15 protein-coding genes are annotated in these 21570 nt (G+C 49.6%); 2 read left to right on the forward strand and 13 right to left on the reverse strand.

The genetic code is table 11. The features are described from left to right. Positions 1-449: 449 nt before the first annotated feature. Both metF and metE read right to left on the reverse strand, forming a co-directional pair. The gene (gene metF / locus WBV27_RS11740; RefSeq protein ID WP_424202280.1) at positions 450-1310 is read right to left on the reverse strand and encodes a methylenetetrahydrofolate reductase [NAD(P)H]; all 861 of its coding nucleotides are present in this window, start codon (positions 1308-1310) and stop codon (positions 450-452) included. Positions 1311-1326: 16 nt separating this feature from the next. Then, a complete protein-coding gene (gene metE / locus WBV27_RS11745) occupies positions 1327-3603 on the reverse strand; it encodes a 5-methyltetrahydropteroyltriglutamate--homocysteine S-methyltransferase (protein ID WP_424202282.1) in 2277 nt (758 codons plus the stop codon). Between the two features lie 582 nt (positions 3604-4185). Here metE and WBV27_RS11750 point away from each other — a divergent pair. Continuing rightward, entirely contained in the window at positions 4186-4968 is a 783-nt protein-coding gene (locus WBV27_RS11750; RefSeq protein WP_424202284.1) for a Cof-type HAD-IIB family hydrolase, read from the forward strand. 282 nt (positions 4969-5250) lie between these two features. Here WBV27_RS11750 and WBV27_RS11755 read toward each other — a convergent pair whose 3' ends face one another. From WBV27_RS11755 to rhaB, 4 genes are read right to left on the reverse strand one after another with little or no spacing between them, the layout of a single operon-like run. Next, positions 5251-6408, reverse strand: coding sequence for an iron-containing alcohol dehydrogenase (locus tag WBV27_RS11755; protein WP_068562272.1), 1158 nt, complete (start codon positions 6406-6408; stop codon positions 5251-5253). A 25-nt stretch (positions 6409-6433) separates the two neighbouring features. Beyond that, positions 6434-7258, reverse strand: coding sequence for a rhamnulose-1-phosphate aldolase (gene rhaD / locus WBV27_RS11760; RefSeq protein ID WP_424202345.1), 825 nt, complete (start codon positions 7256-7258; stop codon positions 6434-6436). 10 nt (positions 7259-7268) lie between these two features. Continuing rightward, a complete protein-coding gene (locus WBV27_RS11765) occupies positions 7269-8525 on the reverse strand; it encodes an L-rhamnose isomerase (protein WP_424202286.1) in 1257 nt (418 codons plus the stop codon). Between the two features lie 4 nt (positions 8526-8529). Continuing rightward, positions 8530-9978, reverse strand: a complete 1449-nt coding sequence (gene rhaB / locus WBV27_RS11770; protein ID WP_424202288.1) for a rhamnulokinase — start codon at positions 9976-9978, stop codon at positions 8530-8532. Between the two features lie 117 nt (positions 9979-10095). Between rhaB and WBV27_RS11775 the strand changes: the two genes are divergently transcribed. Further along, positions 10096-11064 carry a helix-turn-helix domain-containing protein gene (locus tag WBV27_RS11775; RefSeq protein ID WP_424202290.1) on the forward strand — a complete coding sequence of 323 codons (969 nt, stop codon included), beginning with the start codon at positions 10096-10098 and terminating at the stop codon, positions 11062-11064. A gap of 39 nt (positions 11065-11103) precedes the next feature. Here the strand turns inward: WBV27_RS11775 and galE are convergent, their stop codons facing one another. The 7 genes from galE to WBV27_RS11810 all read right to left on the reverse strand — a co-directional run bounded on the left by galE (position 11104) and on the right by WBV27_RS11810 (position 21559). Then, on the reverse strand, positions 11104-12114 hold the full coding sequence (galE, locus tag WBV27_RS11780) for a UDP-glucose 4-epimerase GalE (protein ID WP_424202292.1): 1011 nt from the start codon (positions 12112-12114) through the stop codon (positions 11104-11106). Positions 12115-12141: 27 nt separating this feature from the next. Further along, on the reverse strand, positions 12142-13647 hold the full coding sequence (gene galT / locus WBV27_RS11785; RefSeq protein ID WP_424202294.1) for a UDP-glucose--hexose-1-phosphate uridylyltransferase: 1506 nt from the start codon (positions 13645-13647) through the stop codon (positions 12142-12144). Positions 13648-13659: 12 nt separating this feature from the next. Beyond that, on the reverse strand, positions 13660-14823 hold the full coding sequence (locus WBV27_RS11790; RefSeq protein WP_424202296.1) for a galactokinase: 1164 nt from the start codon (positions 14821-14823) through the stop codon (positions 13660-13662). Between the two features lie 658 nt (positions 14824-15481). Beyond that, positions 15482-16099: a trimeric intracellular cation channel family protein gene (locus WBV27_RS11795; protein WP_424202298.1), complete on the reverse strand. Its 618-nt coding sequence runs from the start codon at positions 16097-16099 to the stop codon at positions 15482-15484. 135 nt (positions 16100-16234) lie between these two features. Next, the gene (locus tag WBV27_RS11800) at positions 16235-17626 is read right to left on the reverse strand and encodes an MFS transporter (protein WP_424202300.1); all 1392 of its coding nucleotides are present in this window, start codon (positions 17624-17626) and stop codon (positions 16235-16237) included. After that, on the reverse strand, positions 17626-18828 hold the full coding sequence (locus WBV27_RS11805; protein ID WP_424202302.1) for an amidohydrolase: 1203 nt from the start codon (positions 18826-18828) through the stop codon (positions 17626-17628). Before WBV27_RS11805 ends, WBV27_RS11800 begins: the two co-directional genes overlap by 1 nt. A 379-nt stretch (positions 18829-19207) precedes the next feature. Beyond that, positions 19208-21559 (reverse strand): AraC family transcriptional regulator, encoded by a 2352-nt coding sequence (locus tag WBV27_RS11810; RefSeq protein WP_424202304.1) that lies wholly within the window; start codon positions 21557-21559, stop codon positions 19208-19210. Positions 21560-21570 lie beyond the last annotated feature (11 nt).

A 21570-nucleotide genomic window follows, 5' to 3' on the forward strand; every position in this document is an offset into this window, starting at 1 on the left:
GCCGTAGCTAACGCGTGCGCAAAACTCTCACCTCCGTCGAGCCCTCGTTCGACGGAGGACAGCCTCCGTCCGCGCACTCAGCTCCGGCCAACATTCGCTCGCAGGAGAACAGCTATTACCGGGAACCGCAACTCCGTTGAGAGGGGCGCTCACCGGAGGAAAGCACCTACTCCGGCCGGGGTTGGCTTCGCCGGAGCTGACGCGTGCGCAAAACTCTCACCTCCGTCGAGCCCTCGTTCGACGGAGGACAGCCTCCGTCCACGAACTCAGCTCCGGTGGCCAACATTCGCTCGCAGGAGGACAGCTATTACCGGGAACCGCAACTCCATTGAGAGGGGTGCTCACCGGAGGAAAGCACCTACTCCGGCCGCCGGCCCCCTCGCCGGAGGAGCGCATTTGATGCTGCCACCGCCCTAATCTGATAAGCGACACCCAAACGAAATTCTTATTCAAATCAGATTTTTGATGCCGTCGCAGATCCTTTTTGCGACGATTGGATTGTTCATCGTGTAGATGTGGATGCCGTCCACGTCATGCGCCAGCAGATCAACAATCTGATTGATCGCATAGGCCATACCGGCATCGAAAAGAGCCTCTTTGTTGTCTTCGTATTTGTGCATCACTCGGGAAAACTTTTCCGGCAAAGAGGCCCCGCAGAGCGTCACCATCCTTTCAATCTGGGCCTTGTTGATGACTGGCATGATGCCCGCCTCGACCGGCACATGCATACCCGCGATTTGGATATGTTCCTGGAAGGAATAGAAGGCATTGTTGTCGAAAAAAAGCTGGGAGATCAGATGCTGCACTCCGCTGTCCACCTTCTCTTTCAGATGGGCGATGTCCTCGACTTTGTTTTTCGATTCCGTGTGGCATTCCGGATAACAGGCGCCGCTGATGGAAAAATCACCGTATTGCCTGATGAATTTGACCAGATCGCTGGCATACCGGAAGTCTTTTTTCGCTTCCACTGCCGGGTTTGTATCCCCTCGTAAAGCAAGGATGCTGTAGATGTCAGCAGCCCTCAATTCCTCCAACAATTCGCAGATTTCGAATTTCGAATGATTCAGACAAGTCAGATGCACCAGCGGATCGATCCCATATTGATGTTTGATGCGTTTTGCCAATTCAACGGTTTGGTTATTCGTATGGCTTCCGCCGGCGCCAAAAGTGACGCTGATGAAATCAGGGTTCAGTTCGCTAAGGATCGCCAGTGTCTCGTCGATGTTCTGGATCGCTTTATCGCGCTTCGGTGGAAAAATTTCGAAGGAAAGCACCGGTTTTTTCTTTTGGAATTTGGATTCTATTTTCATCAGCCTTCACCTCTTTTCAGACCAAAACTGCGTCTTTGATGATTTTCGCCGCCGCAACCAGATTGGCCAGGCTTTCTCTCGTTTCTTTGATGCCTCTGGTTTTCAGTCCGCAATCCGGATTGATCCATAGGTTTTCTTCGTCTATCTTCGTCAGCGCGTTCTTCAATACCGCCACCATCTCTTCGACACTCGGCACGCGCGGCGAGTGGATGTCGTAAACACCAGGTCCGACTTCCGTTTCGAATTGGTTCGCCTTCAAGGCATCGATGATCGTCAGTTTGGAACGGGAAGCTTCGAATGAAATGACGTCTGCATCCATGTTATCGATATCCTGTACGATCTCCTCGAATTCGCTGTAGCACATATGCGTATGCACCTGCGTTTCCGGTCTCACGCCACTGTGGCAAAGGCGGAATGCCGGAATCGCCCAATCAAGGTACTCGCTCGCCCATTCTTCTCTGCGGATCGGCAACTTCTCCTTCAGAGCTGCTTCATCGATTTGGATGATCTTGATGCCCGCCGCTTCCAAGTCCTGAACCTCTTCACGGATTGCCAGACCGATCTGGAAAGCCATCTCCCTCAGCGAAATATCCTCACGCGGAAACGACCAATTCAGGATCGTCACCGGACCAGTGAGCATCCCTTTGACCGGTTTGTCGGAAAGACTCTGCGCATATTCCGAATAGAACACGGTAATTGGGTTTTCGCGTCGGATATCACCGAAGATGATCGGTGGTTTGACGCATCTTGTTCCGTAGGACTGTACCCAGGCTTTTTCGGTAAATACGTATCCCGCCAGGTTTTCGCCGAAGAATTCAACCATGTCGTTGCGCTCGGATTCGCCGTGGACCAGCACATCCAGCCCCAGTTCCTCCTGCAGATCGATGCATTCTTTGATGAAGCCTTTGATGTTTTCATCGTATTCGGCTCTGCTGATGTCGCCTTTGCGGTATTTGCTGCGGTTCTGCTTGACTTCCTTGGTTTGTGGGAAAGAACCGATCGTCGTTGTCGGCAACAGACCCAGTTGCAGTTTCTCCTTTTGGATCGCTCTGCGTTTTTTTCTCGGAACGTTTCTGACAAAATCTCTTTCCGTCAAGCTTGCTACGGATGCTTGCACGTGCTTGTCTTCATAGACCCGGTCTGCTGAAAAGACTTGCTGATTCGCAAGATAGGCTTCCTGCTCTTCATATCCGGAAGTTCCGATCAATTCCGTCAGTTCCTTGATTTCCTGCAGTTTCTCCTTCGCAAATGCGAAATAGCGGGATACATCTGCCGGCAAGCTCGTCTCACTTTCCAACGTGTAAGGAACATGCAGCAGCGAACAGGAAGTGCTGATGACGATGTCGTTGCTGTATTTCTTCAGCCCATTGACCAAGTCGATGACCTTTTTGTAGTCGCTCTTCCAGATGTTTTTTCCGTTCAGGATGCCGGCAAACAGCGTTTTTTCAGCCGGAAAACCATGTCTTTCCAAAAGTTCCACGGTTTGTTTGCCTTCGATGAAGTCAAGGCCGATGCCATCGAAGTCGAGCCCGATCACTTCTTCGTAACTGTCCCTGATATCCCCGAAGTATGTCTGCAGCAATACTTTTACGTTACCCTTATGTGCCAAGACTTTTTCGTATATGGCAGTGAACAGCGCGACATCCTCTTCGGACAGATCGGTGACCAAGCTCGGTTCATCGAACTGCACCCACGCCACGCCTTGCTCATTGAACCGATTTAATATTGCGATATAGGCATCTGCCACTTGGTCGGCAAAATTATTTATTGTTTTGGAGCCTTTGTATTTGGCCAGTTTCAGGAAAGTGAATCCGCCGATGATGACCGGTTTCGTCAACACGCCGATTTCTTTTGCTTCTTCATACTCGGCAAAAGGCTTGTCACCCGCCAATTTGATTTCAGTATCGTCGGACAGCTCAGGAACCAAATAATGATAATTGGTGTTGAACCATTTCTTCATCGCCAACGCTTTGACGTCGCCGGCTTCGCCCTGATAGCCACGCGCAGCCGCGAAATAAGTATCGCGCTCGCTCAACCCCAGCTGTTTGTAGCCGTTTGGCAGAGCATTCAACAAGACAGTCACATCCAACAAGTTGTCGTAATAAGAAAAATCATTCGAAGGGATGTGGCTGATGCCGGCTGCTTGCTGCAGATTCCAGTGCATTATTTTAAGACCCTTTGCGACTTTCTCCAACTCTTCTACTGAAATTTCTTTTCTGAAATATTTTTCGGATGCGAACTTCAACTCGCGCCCTTTGCCTACTCTTGGAAAACCGATTAGTGAACTGTTCATTTTGAATTCCTCCATTTCATTTTTTTGGTTCCTGCTATCTCAAGTCCCTTCCCAGTCATCAGGGAAAACTGCGAACATGATGTCTTACGACTGTCCCGATAGTTGCTGATCAGCTTCTATCAGAAGGTTGCTCCAGTATGCCATGGAAAACGGATATAGGATAACACTTAATAAATATACACAGTTATAGATTTTCACTATAAGAGCAGATGGGAAAATACAGGTTGGTCGGAGTTGAGCCGGCTGCGGTTCGCTCTGCTCCGGTCAACACTAGCTTCGACGGCAGAAGCCTCACTCTCGTCGAGCTGTCCTCCGTCGAGGCCGTGCTCACCGGAGGACAGGACCAGAAATGTGCGCCGAACTTCGGCGAAGCCTACGTTCACAAACAGATGCGAATGCTGGATGCACCAGCAACTTATCTGGTTTGAACATTATGTCCGGAACAGGCTTGTTTTCGCACGAAATCAATGGTACTTTTTCCCCACCTCCAACGAAATCCTTCTCAAACCCCACAATCAGCCTATAATAAAAGTACACACATACTGCCTATTAAAAATACGATCCAACCAAAGGAGACTACTTATGACAAAGTATCAGATCGCTTTTTTTGATATCGATGGCACCTTGATCGATTCCAGCAATCACAAAGTCAACATGAATGATGGCATACCCGAATCCACAAAAGACGCCATCCATAAGATCCGGCGAGCAGGAATTATTCCCGTGATCGCTTCAGGGCGCCACAAAGAAGCAGTCGTGGATCTCGCTTCCACGCTGGGCATCGACAGCATGATCACCTCGAATGGACAGGAAATCACCCTGAATGGCAAGAGCATCTACCAGAATTGGATCGAACAGGATGTGGTGGAGGAAATCTACACCACATTCGAACAACGCGGGATTGATGTATTCTACGATACCGTTCATGGAATCTTCAGCTCGGCTGATCGAAACAATCTCTTGGACCGTGGAGTTGAGATCCGCTTTCTCAAGCCGGGGGAATACCCGTCGAAAGTGCTGCAGATACTGGTCGACAGCGATGACATCGAGGGCATCAGCAGTTGGTTGACGGAATTGAAAGTCGTCAAATCCACACCGAAAACATTGGATATCCTGCCCCATGGCGTATCGAAAGCCAGCGGGATCCAGCAGCTCCTGAACATCCTTGACTTGCCGCTGGAATCATCGTTGGCTTTTGGAGATGAGCAAAACGATCTGGAAATGTTCGATGCGGTGGGAACCGCCGTTGCCATGGGCAATGCCATCGATCAGCTGAAGGACAAAGCCGATTTTGTCACACGGGAAGTGTGGCGGGATGGCATCTATTATGCCTGCCAAGAACTGAATCTGTTTCTGGCAGACTGATGCCCCGAAACCGCTCAATCGCTCGGGAGCTCGCTCTTGGGTCTGGTGTTCCGAGCGCTTTGCAGCGCGATTAGCCGAGAGTTCGATCTTCTGTCGGCTGTTCAGTATTCATAGCCTCCTCAACAGCCAACATCCAGTTCTATAACCGTATTTTGGCACAGCAAAGAAGAGCCATCTCAAAAATCGAGGTGGCTCTTCTTTGTTATGGATAACCTTATTTTTGGACAAATTCGGATTATCTGCATTTTTTTGAAAAAGTTGTTTTTTTAGCTCAGGTTTGGATTATTGGAACAATTTTTTGTACATCGCAATCGTTTCTTCCAATGTCGGAGTGAATGGGTTTCCTGGTGCGCAGGCATCGATCATGGCATTTTTGGACAAGTAGTCATAATCGAATTCCTCTTCCTTGATGCCCAGCTCATTCAATGATGTTGGAATGCCAACAACTTTGGACAAACGTTTGATTTCTTCGACCGTGTAATCTGCGCAGGCTTGATCGGATACGTCAGCTGTAACTGCCAATCCTAATGCTTTCGCTACTTTGCGGAAACGTTCAGGCGCAAATTTGGCATTTTCGGCTTCCACGATCGGCAACAACATCGCGCAGCAGACGCCGTGCGGCAAGTGGTAGACGGCACCCAATTGGTGAGCCATCGAATGCACATAGCCCAGGCCAGCATTGTTGAAGGCCATCCCGCCCAAGAAGATGGCATTGACCATTTTATCGCGCGCATCCAGATCAGTACCGTTTTCTACAGCTTTCGGCAAGTATTCGCGGATCAATTCAATCGCTCCGGCTGCCAATACTTCCGTAACAGCGTATGCGCCCGGTGTCACCATCGATTCGATCGCATGCGTCAACGCGTCCATCCCGGTTGCGGCTGTCAATGATTTCGGCATCGTCAACATCAATTCAGGATCGTTCACGGAAATCTTCGCCAAGCTGTTTTTGTCGACCATAACCATCTTCACTTTGCGGTCTTCATCGGTGATGACGTAGTTGATCGTGATTTCAGCGGATGTTCCGGCAGTCGTGTTGATCGCCACAACCGGCAAGCCGGCTTTAGCGGATTTGTGCAAACCTTCGTAGTCCTGCGGTTTGCCGCCGTTCGTCAGGATGATGCTGATGGCGCTCGCTGCATCCTGCGGAGAGCCGCCACCGAAGGAAATGATGAAGTCGCAGTTTTCTGCTTGTGCCATCGCCACGCCTTCATTGACGTTTTTGCATGTCGGGTTCGGATCGACATCCGCATAGATCACATAGTCGATTGCCGCATTGTCCAACTCTGCCAAAACAACGTCGATCATTTCGCTTTTGGCCAAAAAGTTATCCGTTACGAACAAAGCTTTCTTGTAGCCAAGTTCCTTCACATTGCTGCCCAATTCCTTGATGCAGCCTATTCCGATCAGGTTTATTGCCGGTACATAAAAAGTTGCCATTTTCAATTATCCCCTTTTGATATAATTAGATGTTCAAGTAGCCCGCTCTTGGGGTTACAGAGAAACGTTTGCCCAGATTGCTCAGTTGTTCATCAGTGATTTCCTGTCTGATGCCGCCTTGTGATTGAACAAGTGTGTAGACAGTCGCTGATTTTTCAGCCGTTTCCACCAAACCGAAACACTCTTCCAAATCTTTTCCGGCTGCGTACAAACCGTGGTGCGGCCATACGATCAGACGGTATTCCTTCATTTTCTTGGCAGTCGCTTCGCCGATTTCGTTCGTTCCAGGCATCAACCAAGGCAGGATTCCCACGCCTTCAGGGAACACGACCAATGATTCGGTACACATTTTCCAAAGGATGCGCGTGAAGCTTCTTTCATCCAACTCGCAAGAGAAGGACATCGCCAACAGGTTGGTGGCGTGGCAGTGGTAAACGACACGGTTTTCAGGATCGACAGACAGACGCGCAATGTGCGACATCAAATGAGCAGGCAATTCGCTTGTAGGAGCCGCTCCATTTTCATAGCCCCATAACAGGTCTACACTGTTGCCTTCCGAAGTTACTTTCAGGATACCCAAGACATCAGCCGGGTCATGAATGACGTTTTTGAAGAATTTCCCTGTTCCTGTGACTAGGAAATATTTCCCAGCCAATGCTTTTCCGTCGAAAGCGATCGGAATGTTGCGTTTCACTTCGTTCAGATCCAGATATTCCGTAATTTCCTCTTCTTTCAGCAGGTAGGACAAGTTGCCGCTGTTTCTTTCGTGCCAGCCAAATTTGTACATGACGTCCGTCAACAGCATGACTTCTTTGATGAATGGTGCTTCTAAAATGTTTTTCATTTTGATGGTTTCCCCCTTATTTGCGTTCCGTAAGAATTTTTTGTTCGTAGTCTTTTACTTCAGTCAGCCATTCCGTACCTGCAGGTACATTTTGTTGTTGGCAATAGAATTCCCAGACAGCGCCGAATGGATAAGATTTCATTTCTTCCGTAACAGCCAAACGGGTTGTGAAGTCGCCTGTGCTTTCGGCATCCTTCAATGTTTCGATTGGGCTCAACATACCCAACAATAATGATTTCACCGTGCTGCGCGCGCCGATGACCATGGCTGCGACACGGTTGATCGTTGCATCGAAGAAGTCCATGCCGATGAAAGTTTTGTCCAACAAGTCGTTGCGCACCAATGTTTCGCCGATGCGGGTAGTCGCTTCATCCAAGATGACCACATGATCGGAATCCCAACGGATCGGACGGCTCACGTGCAGCATCAAGCCTTTACCGAAAGGCAGGAAGGCCGTGAATTTATCGGAAACATCCTCGGTCGGATGGAAATGCCCAGCGTCGATTGTCCACAGGATATCCCTTGTCAAAGCGTAGGATAGGTAGAAATCGTTGGAACCGGTCGTGAAGCTTTCTGCACCGATACCGAAGAGTTTGCCTTCGACTGCGTCCAGCATATGCGCATCATCGAATTTTTCTTTCAAACATTGATCCAACGCATCGCGCAGGCGTACACGCGGCGACATTTTGTCGATTGGGTTGTCTTTGTAGCCGTCCGGGATCCAGATGTTGTTCACGCAAGTTTGGTTCAGTTCTTCGCCGAAGTAAGCGGCCACTTTGCGGCTGCGTTTTACGTGTTCGATCCAGAATGCTTGTGTTTCAGGGTCATTGCTGGACAACGTGCCGTCCGTTGATTTCGGATGGGAGAAGCAGGTAGGGTTGAAATCCAGTCCAAGACCTTTTTCTTTTGCCCATTGCACCCATTTTTCGTAGTGCTTCGGTTCGATCTGATCCAAGTCGATTTTTTCGTCCGTATCCACGTAGATGGCATGCAGATTCACTTTATGATTACCAGGGATCAGGCTCAAGGCTTTATCCAAATCGGCACGCAATTGCGCTGGCGTCGTTGCTTTGCCCGGGTAGTTGCCGCTGACGGAAATCCCGCCGGTCAAGGCTTGATCAGGGAACATGAATCCCAATACGTCGTCCCCTTGCCAGCATTGCAAGGAAACCTTGATTTGGCTTAATTTTTCAAGTACTGCATCTGTATCCACACCGATGGCGGCGTATTTTTGTTTCGCTAAAGTGTATGCTTCTTCAATAGGTTTTGTCATTTGTCTATACTCCAATCTTTTCTTCGTATTTTTTTAAGTGCTCCCGGTCTGCGATCGGGTTTGGTGGGTATTCTTCAACATGGATCTGACTTCTTAGCCATTTTCTGGCTTCCACCAGGTCAGCAAATTCACCGGTTGCGATCATCTGCACAAGCAAGTTGCCGATTGCGGTGCCTTCGGTAGGTCCGGCAACGACCAACTTACCGGTGACATCGGCAGTCAACTGATTCAGCAATTTAACATTCGCTCCGCCGCCGACGATGTGCAACACGTCAATCGTTTCCTTCGTTAATGATTCGACTTTCTTCAGTTCATGCGCGTAGGCCAAGGCCAGATTGCTGTATACGCACATCACCAATTCGCCGGTCGTTTCCGGAACGATTTCACCCCGTTCGCGGCAATAGGCTTGGATTTCCGCGATCATATTTGCCGGATTGAGGAAGCGCGGATCGTTCAGGTCGACATACTGCAGGAATGGTTCGACTGCATAGGCCATCTGCGCCATTTCGCCGTAGGAGTGTCGGTAATCCAGGTTGCGCGCAATTTCCTGCACGAACCACATGCCCGTGATGTTCTTCAGGAAACGATAGGTACCGTAAGCGCCCCACTCATTCGTGAAGTTCGCTTCGTAGGCGGGACCGTCGTTTATCGGAGCATCATTTTCAACACCGATCAACGACCAGGTTCCGCTGCTGAGGTAGGCCCATTTCCCGCCCAGCGCCGGCACGCCGACGATGGCGGATGCCGTATCGTGCGTCGCCGCAGCGATCACTTCGATTTTGGGCAAATCATAGCTTTCCGTCAGATCAGCCTTCACATCGCCGATTTTCGTTCCTGGCACAAAAAGTTCCGGGAACTTCTCTCTCGGGATGCCCACAAGTTCAAGCAGGTCGGCATCGAACTCCCCGGTTTCGAGATTCAACATCTGCGAAGAAGACACATTCGTCACTTCGCCGACCATTTCCCCAGTGAGCCGGTAAGCCAGATAATCCGGTATCATCAAAATTTTGTCCGTCCTGGCCAACAAGTCCTTGTCCTCTTCATACAGTTGGTACAAAGTATTGAAGTTCAGGAATTGGATGCCCGTTTTGGCGTAGATTGTCTCTTTGTCGATCTCTTGCGCCACTTTTTCCATCGTATCTTTCGTGCGTTCGTCCCGGTAACTGATCGGCAGCTGCAACAGTTGGCCGTCCGTTCCGATCAGGCAGTAGTCCACCGCCCACGTATCGATCCCCAGATGGCATTCCGTCACGCCGAGTGCCTTCAGTTTCGATAGCCCCGTCAGAATTTCCTGGAAAATGGTTTCGATATCCCATCTGTCGGACCCGTCGATGCGGCTGAAGCCATTTTTGAAACGGTGCACTTCCTGCAACGCCAATTGCTTATTATCTATTTCCGCCAGCATGATCCGCCCGCTGGAGGCGCCTATATCTATCATCGCGTAGTACTTCATTTACTTGTTTCACACCTCCACCTTGTAATTGTTTACATTACTATTAAACAACTTCTGGATTTATGCTACAATGTCACTGAATGAGTTGTGAGTACCAAATATACAGGAGGTGATCGGATGGATCTGATTGCGCTGTTATCACAGGAATCTGTCATCGAAAAGGAACAGAAAAAGCGGCATAAATTTGTGCCCGATCTGCCGGAACTGGAGGGGGAGGCGACCCGGGTGCCCAAGATCAAGGAGCATCTGTTTTTCGAAAACAAGGACATCTACATCAGCAAACACAACCGCTATGCCGCCTACCCAGAGCACTCGCACCAATTCCTCGAGCTCAATTACATCGTGAAAGGCGAATGCCGCCAGATCATCAACGGGGTACCTTACCTGTTAAAGGAAGGCGACATCCTGCTGATGGACACCGGCAGCGAGCATTCCATCGAGGCGCTCGGGAAGGACGATCTGCTTTTGAATATCCTCTTCAACAACAAGAGCATCTCGATCAACTGGCTGATGAACATGAACCACAACGACAGCATCCTCTACAAAATTTTGCTGACGAACAACCCACTGGACACGCACGCCGCGAATTTCATCCTGTTCCGCAACGAACAGAACGAACACATCAAGCAGATCATCAACAACATGGCCGATGAATATTTCTTCCCGAAAGTCTTTTCCAGCAAGATCATCAGCAGTTATTTGCCGATCCTGATTTATGAGTTGGCGCGCTCGCTGCCGCATGAATACAGCGAAACGTTCAGCAAAAAGGACCCCTTTTACGAGGTCCTCCAACTGATTGATGCCGAGTTCACGACGCTGACCTTGGACGCGGCATCCAAACGACTGAACTTCAACAAAAACTACTTGAGCAACATGATCAAAAAACGCAGCGGCCAGACGTTCACGGAACTGCTGAACGAAAAGCGGCTGCTGAAGGCCAACTTGCTCATCGAATCCACCGAAATCCCGATCCAGACGATCCTGACCGAAGTCGGCTTCTCGAACAAGACCTATTTTTATACGTGCTATAAGAACAGATTCCACTGTTTGCCCTCGGAAGTGCGAAAAAACATCCCCAAAAGCTGATAACTTTTGGGGATGTTTTTTTGGAATGTATCAATTTTTTTATTCGTAGCCGTTCGGATTTTTATTCTGCCAATTCCAGGAATCGCGGCACATATCGGCCAATGTCTTCTGGGCTGTCCAACCCAGTTCTTCCTTCGCTTTTGTCGCATCCGAATAACAGGTCCCAACATCACCAGGGCGTCTGTCGACGATTACGTAAGGGATCACGACGCCATTGGCTTCCTCGAAATTGTGCACCAAGTCCAGCACGCTGTAGCCGATGCCAGTACCGAGGTTGTAGATACCGACGCCGTTTGTATCCTTGATTTTGTCCAAGGCTTTGATGTGGCCCAACGCCAAGTCGACGACGTGGATGTAGTCGCGCACACCGGTACCGTCCGGTGTGTCGTAGTCGTCCCCGAAAACGCTCAAGCGCGGCAATTTTCCGACCGCCACTTGCGTGATGTACGGCATCAGGTTGTTCGGGATGCCGGTTGGATCTTCGCCGATCAGACCGGATTCGTGCGCACCGATCGGGTTGAAGTAGCGCAGCAAGGCGATGCTCCACTCGGAATCGGAAACCGCCACGTCCTTCAGGATCTGTTCGATCATGACTTTCGTGTAGCCGTAAGGGTTCGTTGCGCTCGTCGGCAAGTCCTCCGTCAACGGTGACACGTTGTTCATACCATAGACCGTCGCCGAGGAACTGAAGACGATTTTTTTCACATCGTGGCTGCGCATTACGTCGCACAGCACCAAAGAGCTCGTGATGTTGTTGTGGTAATATTCGATCGGTTTTGCTACGGATTCGCCCACCGCTTTGTAGCCCGCGAAATGGATGACGGAGTCGATATCCTCTTTTGAAAAGACTGTGTCCAAGGCTTCGCGGTTCAGCACGTCCACTTCATAGAAAGTCGGTGCTTTGCCGGTGATCGTTTTGATCCGGTTCAACACTTCCGGCTTGCTGTTCGAATAGTTGTCGACGATGACCACTTCTTGGCCTGCTTTCAATAATTCCACTACGGTATGGCTGCCGATATAACCGGCTCCGCCTGTTACTAATACTGACATATGATCCCTCCACTTTCATTCAAAAGTTCAACGCAACTGTCCGACGAAACGAAGGAACGCTTGCTGTCCTTCAGGGGTGCGTTTGAACACACCAGCATCCTCCAGCACCCGCAAAAAGGCTTCGCTTACAGCTTCCTGCACCACTTCCGCCGCATCAGCGCCAGTCCGGTCCTTTTTGTCCACCAAGCCTGCCACCCACTCCTGATGGTAAGGAGCAATCTCAGCTGTTTCTCCGTTAAGATGATTTTCGATTTCAATCAACTCATCCTTCAAACGCGGAGGCAGAATCGCCAGCCCCATCACTTCGATCAAGCCGATGTTTTCTTTTTTGATGTTCTGTACATCCGGATGCGGATGAAAAATACCGTCCGGGAATTCCGACGAAGTCCGGTTGTTCCGCAGAACCAGATCCAGTTCGAACAATCCGTCCTTCATACGCGCAATCGGCGTGATCGTATTATGCGGAATGCCCTCTGTGACATGCAGGATTTCGACCGCTTCATCCGAATAACTTCGCCATGCGTCCAGGATAAAGGTCGCCGCCTCCGCCAATTCATGCGCATCTTTACCGGCAAGCCGGATGACGGACATCGGCCACTTGACGATGCCTGCCTGAATCGAAGCAAATCGGTTCATTTCAAAAGGCCGTTCGACCAATGCTTCCGCCATCGCGAAGGTATGCCGGCCGCCTTGATAATGGTCATGCGACAAGATCGATCCGCCGACGATCGGCAGGTCCGCGTTCGACCCGACAAAATAGTGCGGGAATTGCTTGATGATCCCAAGCAACTTCTCGAAAGTATGCTTGTCCAATTTCATCGGCTTGTGATCCTCGGCCAAAAAGATGCAGTGCTCCTCATAATACGCATAAGGCGAATACTGCAGCCCCCACTTCTCATCGTTCAACGGCATGCGGACGATGCGATGGTTGGCGCGCGCCGGATGATCGATGCGTCCGGCGTAGCCTTCATTTTCCATGCAGAGTTGGCAAGCTGGATAAGCGGAAGCAGGTGCGTTTTTCGCCAAAGCGATCTGTTTCGGATCTTTCTCCGGTTTGGACAAGTTTATTGTGATTTCCAGTTCACCGTAGTCCGTCCGATGCTGAAACGCGATATTTTTGGCGATGCTGCGGGTCTTGATGTAATCATTGTTCTGGCTGAGCTCATAGAAATAATCAGTTGCTGCTTCCGGATTTTCTGCATAGACTTCCCAGAAATGTTTGTTGATGACGGAAGGCATCGGCGTTATCAAAGACATGATCTGCGCCTCCAGCGTCTCCCTTGCATATTGGAAATCCGCGATTTTTCCATTTGCGACCGCCCAATCCACCAAGCGATCCAGCAGGTCCAAGCGCTTCGGCAAAGCTTGCGACGGCACCAGCTGCGTATCCAAGTCTTCCTTTCCGATCATGGCCAACAGCAGATTCCGCAGCGCAATCCTGTCCATCGCTTCCGTTTCGCCGTTTGCGATGCCCGTTTCCACGAAATCGACAATAGCTTGGTCGATCGCATAAACTGTCTCATTTATCGTCATGCCAACCGCTCCTTATAATCGTTTTGCGCCATCGCTGATTTCGGCGATGTAGAATTCTGCCGGATAACCGATCACTGCTTCATAGGTTTTACCGACATTTTCGATGAAAGTCGGGATTGCTTCTTTTTGGACAATGGCGATCGCGCAGCCGCCGAATCCTGCTCCGGTCATGCGCGCTCCCAATACACCAGGTTGATCCCATGCGGCTTGAACCAATGTGTCCAATTCGATACCGGTCACTTCATAGTCGTCCCGCAAAGAAATATGCGACTGGTTCATCAACTGGCCGAATGCCTCCAATTCGCCAGCCTGCAAGGCCGCTTTGGCTTTCAAGGTACGCTGGTTCTCTGTTACCGCATGACGTGCACGGCGGTACAGGACATCGCTCTCCAGAACTGCTTTCGCCTTTTCGAACGTTTCTTCATCGAGTTCGCCCAAGCTGCCGATCGATACGACAGTTTGCAGTTTCGCCAACGCTTCTTCGCATTCGCTGCGGCGTTCGTTGTATTTGGAATCGACCAATTCACGGCGTTTTTTCGTATTCATGATGACGATTGCGTGATTGCCCAATTCAACGGGAACCATTTCATATTCAAGTGTGTTGCAGTCCAACAAAATCGCTTTGTTTTCCTCGCCCATGCCGACAGCAAACTGATCCATGATGCCGCTGTTCACGCCGATGAACTCGTTCTCCACGCGCTTGCCAGTTTTGATGAGATCCAACCGATCCGCATTCAGGTCGAAGAGATTATCCAAAACGACACCCATCAACAGTTCGAGGGATGCGGATGAGGACAGACCCGAGCCGTTCGGGATATTTCCGAAGATGACCATATCCATGCCTTCCGGGATGGCGTGACCGGCTTCTTTCAGATAACGCAGCATACCTTTCGGGTAGTTCGCCCAGCTGTCCGCTTTTTTGTGTTCAAGATCAGCCAGGTCGAAGCTGATGACGCCGGCTTCCGGGAAGTTTTCCGAGTAAAGACGGACTTGCTTCAGATCGTTTTTTGCCGCAATAGCGTAAGTTCCCAGTGTGATGGCGCAAGGGAAGACATTCCCACCGTTGTAATCCGTGTGCTCGCCGATCAGATTGATCCGTCCCGGTGCGAAAAATGCTGTGTAGTCCTCTTTGCCGAATAGTTCCTCAAATTTTTGCTTCAACCCTGTCAATTCCATCTTCATCCGCTCCTTTTTGTTTTTGATAAATGTTTACTTGATAATTTTACTAAATATTAACTAAATGAATTATAACCCCACAACAAAGAAGTGTCAAGTGGTTTTGGAGCGCTTTCATTTTCCAGCGCTCGATCTTACAGAGCTGTTGCGAATCTATTCAGGAGCACACTGGCTACGTCAAATTTAAGAAAGCATGAATAACTGCCGGTTATCCCTGTTTTTGGAATCGCGCGCACACCAAAAAGATGGATATAAAATTGTTATCCATGCTTTTGGCTCCCGATCGGACCATTAACATGGATAACGAATCTTTATCCATCTTTCCGAAACCACTATAAACAAAAAACATGGACAACATCAAAGTATCCATCTTTTCCACACTTAAATAATCCCCCAAAAAAATTAAAGCCGCCTCGCAAGGAGACGGCCTATCATAATTCCTATTAAAATTTGCAGTCATCAACGTAAGCCCATGTAGGTGGTGTAAGAACTCACGGGTCACAGCAGTGGAAATTACTCTTTCTTATCCCCTAAAATTCCTTGTAATCGCTGAACAATTTTCGTCATTAATTGTCATTCTACCGGAAGCGTTGATTACTTCCTTTAATCCAAATTTATCGTAACTGATGGTCATAGCTATTTCCTCCGATGTATCGAACTATTCAAGTGTGACTTTTCCGACTTTCAGCAGATGAACATCCTTTTCCATGCAGTAGAGCCTGATCAAAGTCGTTGCCAAAAAGCAGCTGTACAACGCCATTTGGCTACCGGCCAAGCGGAACACGATAATGTATAGGATGGCACCCAGTATGGAAGCCATCGCGTAGACCTCTTTGCGGAATACATAAGGGATCTCCCGCGCGAAAACATCCCGGATAAGCCCGCCGCCGGTTCCGGTCAGGACTGCCAAAGTCACCACAACGAACCACTGGTAGAGGCCCGTCCGCACCGCCACCTCTGCTCCGATGGCGGTGAACGCACCGAGTCCGACCGCATCAAAAAATTGCAGCATCTTCGCCAATTTGCTGATGTGCGCATAGAAAAGGATGACGAAGCCGGCGGAAAGCAGGCTGATGAGTGCATAGAGCGGATTTTCCAGCGATGCCGGTAAAGGACGATCAATCAGAAGATCCCTAACGATACCACCGCCCACTGATGTCGTGATCGCGAATATCCCGATCCCGTAATAATCAAGCTCCTTCTCGATCGCGGTCAACGCCCCTGACATCGCAAAGGCGATCGTTCCGATAATTTCCACAATTGAAATAAATTCCATAAAATTGTATCCCCCCTGATAATAGTTTTCTGAAAATATTGCGTTTCGAAAAAAGTATAACGCAAAAGGATGCAAAGTCGCCATAACTTTGCATCCTTTTTCATTCCATTTTTTAGCCTGTTTGCACAAACCTGTTTATTCTGTAGCTTCCACTTGGGCAGCAGCTTTTGGAGCTGTCAGCAAAATCGAAGCCAATGCAATCGTCCCAAAAGCGACATTTAGCATCAATCCGGCAGAACCGGCCATTTCCATATTTCCTTGCGCTCCCAAAGCATTGAAAAGGCTGGACGAAAGTGCGACCCCGACTGCTCCGCCTAAAGAGCTGGCCATTTTGTAGATGCCGGACGCGCTGCCGATTTTATCAGCAGGAGCATTCGAAATTGCGGTATCCGTGGAAGGTGTGGCATAAATCCCCAAACCGAAGCCGTACAAAGCATAGCCGACGAACACAAGCAGATTGTAAAAGATTCCCGGCACAAAAGTGAAGGCCATCAAAGCGATCCCGATGGTCGCAATGAACGAGCCGGTCACCATCGGCTTGCGGGAACCGAATTTTTGCAAAGCTTTTTCACCCAAACGGATGGAGCTCAATACGCAAACCAAGTAACCGATCGTCAGCAATCCGGATTGGAAAGAAGAGAAACCACGGCCAACTTGAACATAAGTGTTAGCAACCAACATTGTGCCTGCAGAAGCATTCAACAAGAAGTTAGACAAAGTGGCACCACTGTAAGCTTTGTTTTTGAATAGAGAGAAGTCGATGAAGCTGTTTGCATGTCTTTTTTCGATATTCACAAAAAGGATCACTGAAATGACGAATGCCACAGCCAATCCCAAGATAATAGGATTTGTCCATCCCATAGTTCTTCCTTGGCTGATAAAAACATTGAAAGTCAGCATAGCAATCACGAAAGTGATCAGTCCGCCGACATCAAAAGGTTTCTTTTCGCCGACTGCTTCAACTTTGCTTTCTGGAGTTTCTTTAAGCAAAAGAAGCCCAATAACAGCAACTACAATCGAAACGATGAAGATTGCACGCCAGCCGAAGTAAGTGGCTACTAAACCGCCGAAGAAGGAACAAATTCCTGAGCCGCCCCAAGAACCGATTGACCAGAAGCTCAACGCACGTTGTCTTTCAGCTCCATCGAAGTAAGTCTTCATTAAAGCCAAAGTAGCCGGCATGATGCACGCAGCAGATAGCCCTTGGATGATACGACCGATGATCAACAAAGCTGGGCCATTTGCCAATACTAAGCACAGTGAACCGATGATGCTTAGTATCATTCCGATATTCGTTACTTTTACGCGGCCATGTTTATCCGCAAGCCCACCAGCAACAACCATAAACATACCTGAGAATAAAGATGTCAAACTGATGGCAATGCCCAAGATGCCGGATGAAATGCCCAAGTCTGCTTGGATGGCCGGTACGATGTTCACCATTGTTTGAGCAAACAACCAGAATGTTACAACCCCTGAAACAATCCCCAAAATAAGTCTATTATTGCCTTTGTATTGTGTTTCCACTATTTTTCACTGCTCCCTTTTAAGTAATCAATCACTAATGTCCCCATTGTTTCGGCTGCGATCAGCATACTGTCCTCATTGATCCGGAATTTCGGATGATGATGCGGATAAGCTTCACCGTCTTCCGTAGCCGCTCCGACATACAAGAAGACGCTCGGGCGTTCCTTCGCATAATAAGCGAAATCTTCTGAAGGCGGCTGCGCTTCGCACTGTTCCACGGCTGCTACTCCCGGCAAGTCGGTAGCCTGCAGAGCCGACGCTGCGAAAGCCGTCATTTCCGGATCGTTGAACAGGACTGGATAGTCGTTTTCATAATCCAATTCATAGGTCACATCGAACATGGCCGAGATGCCGTCCAACTTCGCCCGAATTTCTTTTTCGATCAGCGTGCGTGTCTCTTCCGACATCGAGCGCACATCACCCTCCAACACGACCGAATCTTTGATGACGTTGAACGAGCCTTTGCCGTCAAAGCTGCCGATCGTGATTGATCCGACATCGAAAGGATTCATACGGCGGCTGACGATGGATTGCACGGCTACGACAAAATGGCTGGCCGCCACGATAGCGTCGTTGGCTTTATGCGGCGAGGAACCGTGGCCGCCGACACCTTGGATCTTCACGCGGAAATTGGCGCGGCCGGTCTGAACATTTCCTTCGCGGTAGAAAACTTTGCCGCTGTCCATCTGTGACATCACGTGGATGCCGAATACCGTGTCGACGCCTTCCAAAGCGCCGTCCTTGATCATGCCGATCGCTCCGCCCGGTGGAACTTCCTCGGCAGGCTGATGCAGCACAACAATCTTTCCTTCGAGTTGTTCCTTCATCTCTATTAATGTTTCGGCCAGGGTCAGCATGTAGGCTGTATGCGCGTCATGTCCGCAAGCATGCATGACTCCCAGCGTTTTTGAAGCAAATGGTAAGCCGGTTTCCTCTTGGATCGGCAACGCATCGAAGTCCGCGCGGATGGCGACGGTTTTTCCCGGTTTGCCGCTGTCGATGGTCACGACAATGCCCAGTCCGCCGACATGGGTGCGGATGTCACACTCTTTCCCTGCATAAAAAGCTTCGATGTACTTGGCCGTGTTCTCCTCCTGGAAAGACAATTCCGGATGGGCATGCAAGTAGCGGTAGATTTCGATCATACGCTCCTGCTTCTCGGCTAACTTGCTGAATAATTGCTTTTTGGTCGCTTCGTTCATTTTTTTGCGCTCCCTTATTTTTGACTGTTTGTAACTATCCTGTTGGTTGTTTAATGCTACGTTTCTTAATCACTCAGCTAGTATACCGCCACAAAAAAATAAGAAAAGGCTCGTTATTATGAAAAACATCCTGATTTTTGTCTTCGCATTTTCAGAAATCAGTTGAACAGCAATTTAATGCGGATGATTCTTGTCCGAAACCCCTTTCAATTGTCGTATGACTCGCTAGATGTCCGATAACTCCAAAGAATCAGACATCGAGAGAGCAGTTGTGCTGGAGGTTGTCCGATAACCCGAATGAATCGGACAAGCCGAAAGTATCCGGCGACAAAAAAAGGTTGTCTCGTGGGAGACAACCTTTTCTTCATTATTGTTCTGCTCAGCCAATCGCTCGGCGGAATTCGATGAACAAGATCGCGTTGCTGCTCATCGAAGCATAGAAGGACCAATCCTTTTCTATCTGTTCATCCTCGAGCTCCAGAGTCGGCATGGAGGATTGGACGATGTATTCCATCACCTCGAGGTCGATGCCATGTTTGCTGTTCAGCTGCCCCCACTTTGTGTAGAGACCGCCATTTTGCTGGTCGAACCGGTATTTCCGGACTTGGTATTCGCCGGGCTCCATGCCGATCAGCCGGACATGCAGTTCGTTGCTGCGGTTCCGCATGAACAATTCATCGACCGAGTAGCGCGGATTGAAGTGCTTTTCGTTGAAAAGCAGCAGTTGGTAGCCCTCTTCGTTTTCGGTCAGCACATAATGCTCTCCCTGAGCGCGCACTTCACCCGTCATCCGTTCCTTGAACATCAGCGTGTAGAAAGCAGGCCGCTTGCCGTTGAAGAAATGGAACAGCTCCAAACCCGCCACAGCCTTGTTGTGGTTCCCACCGTATAGCTCATGTAGTTCGCTGTTCAGCCAGAAACCGACCCCCGCGACTTCCGCACCCAAATCCAAAATAGTCCTCAAAATCAGTGCACCCCGGAAAAAAGTCCCGTTTGTGTAGCGCGTATTTCCGGTCAGCGTGTTCCAGTTTTCCAGGTACAGTGGCTGATGCATCTGGTGCTTTTTCAGAAAACGTTTCAGCTTCTGCGTTTTCCGCAGGATATAGCCTTGGCTATTCAGGAAGTCTTCATCGCTGATTTCCGAAAAGTCGACGACCTCGTTCTGATCGGCATCATAGGTGATGAAGTCGATGCTGTCGGATTGGTGAAGTTGCCAGTGATGCGACAAGGATAGACTGTCTTTCTCCTCTTTGAAAGGCAGGAAGGTGCCGATTTTCAGCTGAACGGCATATTTCCGGATCACTTCATGCAGCCTTAAATAGACACGCTCCAATTCCGTTGACAGGACGGCCGTCTCTTTTTCCGCATAGAAAACGACTTTCCATTGGTTAACAAATTTCCTGCCGAATACCTGCAGTGTGTGGATCAGAAACCCTTCAAGTTCTCTGAAATAGCGCTCTTCATTGTGGATGACTTCTTTATAAGTGATCCGCAAATACAGGCTGATATCCAGTTCCTTCAGGTACTGGATGGCCAAATCGGCGTTGGCGTACTTCGGTGTGGTGGATACGAACTCATCCGTCTCGACTTCCGGCAATAAAGTGGATCCGCCGATCAGATTGCGCACCCCTACAAAATCGACGCGAAGGCGCTGCTTGGCAAGAAGCACTTGCTCCTTCACCTGCTCGTTTAGGATTTCCTTCAGTTCCCCGATGAACACAACATGCTTTTCGCGCGCCAATAGTCTTTCGGCATCACTGTCTCCGACAACGATCTTGCATGCTTCACCCGGCGCCTCGTCCGGCAATGCGCGCGGATTCAGAGGCTCCTCCAAAAATTTGGTCAACTGCATCAGCGCTTCCGGCGAATCCCATTCCTTTCCGGCTTCCGTTTTGGCGGTCACTGCTCCGAACGCTTCGCTGTTTTCTTGTTTATGTTCCTTCCGGTACTGCACCGGTGTCTGATCGTAGAGCGATTTGAAGGCTTCCGTAAAATTCTTTGCTGTCGAGAAGCCGTTTCGCACCGCAATTTGAAACAAATTATCCGATGTATGCAGCAAGTCCTCCACGCAGTGCTTCAACCGCACCATCTTCAGATACTGCAGAAAACCCATTCCGGTCGTCTGCTTGAAGTACCGGGATAAATAGGTAGACGACAAGTACTCGCTTTCCGCCATCTCCGCAAGCGTCAAAGGTTCCGCATAGCGGAGTTCAATCGTATGGATGATCCGGGCAATCCGTTCATCGCTCGCTTCGCCTGCTCCGGTATGCGGCTCCTCCTTTTTGAAGAAGCGGGTCACCAGCAGCATCGTCTGAAACAGGATACTGCGGGCCTCCAAAACGCTGCTTTCTTCCTGGCGGGAATGGACGATCACGAGTTCAGCCAGCAGCCTGCGCAGCTGCGCTACGACATCCCCGCGCCCCGGATCCAAATCTTTCGAGAAACATTCGAAGGAGTAATGGAAGTAATTCGGGTAGTTCAGCACGAAGAAATGGCTGGGGATGCTCAGGCAAATGAGGATATTGTTTTCGCTGCCCCGGACAGTATAGTGGTCATTCCGGTTGATGAAGAGAATATCCCCTTCATCCAGAGCATAAATTTCCCCATTGACGGACACGCTCGCCCTTCCTTTGGTCACGAACAAAATCCGCGTGCCGTAATACCGTTGTGGTGCAGCATAGCGGATATTCCCCATCGTGATATCATAATCTGCCCCATGCTCTCTCGTCATCGTTTCTCCTC

The organism is Trichococcus sp., assembly GCF_049589555.1.
Lineage (GTDB): Bacteria > Bacillota > Bacilli > Lactobacillales > Aerococcaceae > Trichococcus.

Bases quoted from the DNA above. Each gene is read 5' to 3' on its own strand.
- metF (WP_424202280.1), bottom strand. From the start codon at position 1,310: ATGAAAATAGAATCCAAATTCCAAAAGAAAAAACCGGTGCTTTCCTTC.
- metE (WP_424202282.1), bottom strand. From the start codon at position 3,603: ATGAACAGTTCACTAATCGGTTTTCCAAGAGTAGGCAAAGGGCGCGAG.
- WBV27_RS11750 (WP_424202284.1), top strand. From the start codon at position 4,186: ATGACAAAGTATCAGATCGCTTTTTTTGATATCGATGGCACCTTGATC.
- WBV27_RS11755 (WP_068562272.1), bottom strand. From the start codon at position 6,408: ATGGCAACTTTTTATGTACCGGCAATAAACCTGATCGGAATAGGCTGC.
- WBV27_RS11765 (WP_424202286.1), bottom strand. From the start codon at position 8,525: ATGACAAAACCTATTGAAGAAGCATACACTTTAGCGAAACAAAAATAC.
- rhaB (WP_424202288.1), bottom strand. From the start codon at position 9,978: ATGAAGTACTACGCGATGATAGATATAGGCGCCTCCAGCGGGCGGATC.
- WBV27_RS11775 (WP_424202290.1), top strand. From the start codon at position 10,096: ATGGATCTGATTGCGCTGTTATCACAGGAATCTGTCATCGAAAAGGAA.
- galE (WP_424202292.1), bottom strand. From the start codon at position 12,114: ATGTCAGTATTAGTAACAGGCGGAGCCGGTTATATCGGCAGCCATACC.
- galT (WP_424202294.1), bottom strand. From the start codon at position 13,647: ATGACGATAAATGAGACAGTTTATGCGATCGACCAAGCTATTGTCGAT.
- WBV27_RS11790 (WP_424202296.1), bottom strand. From the start codon at position 14,823: ATGGAATTGACAGGGTTGAAGCAAAAATTTGAGGAACTATTCGGCAAA.
- WBV27_RS11795 (WP_424202298.1), bottom strand. From the start codon at position 16,099: ATGGAATTTATTTCAATTGTGGAAATTATCGGAACGATCGCCTTTGCG.
- WBV27_RS11805 (WP_424202302.1), bottom strand. From the start codon at position 18,828: ATGAACGAAGCGACCAAAAAGCAATTATTCAGCAAGTTAGCCGAGAAG.
- WBV27_RS11810 (WP_424202304.1), bottom strand. From the start codon at position 21,559: ATGACGAGAGAGCATGGGGCAGATTATGATATCACGATGGGGAATATC.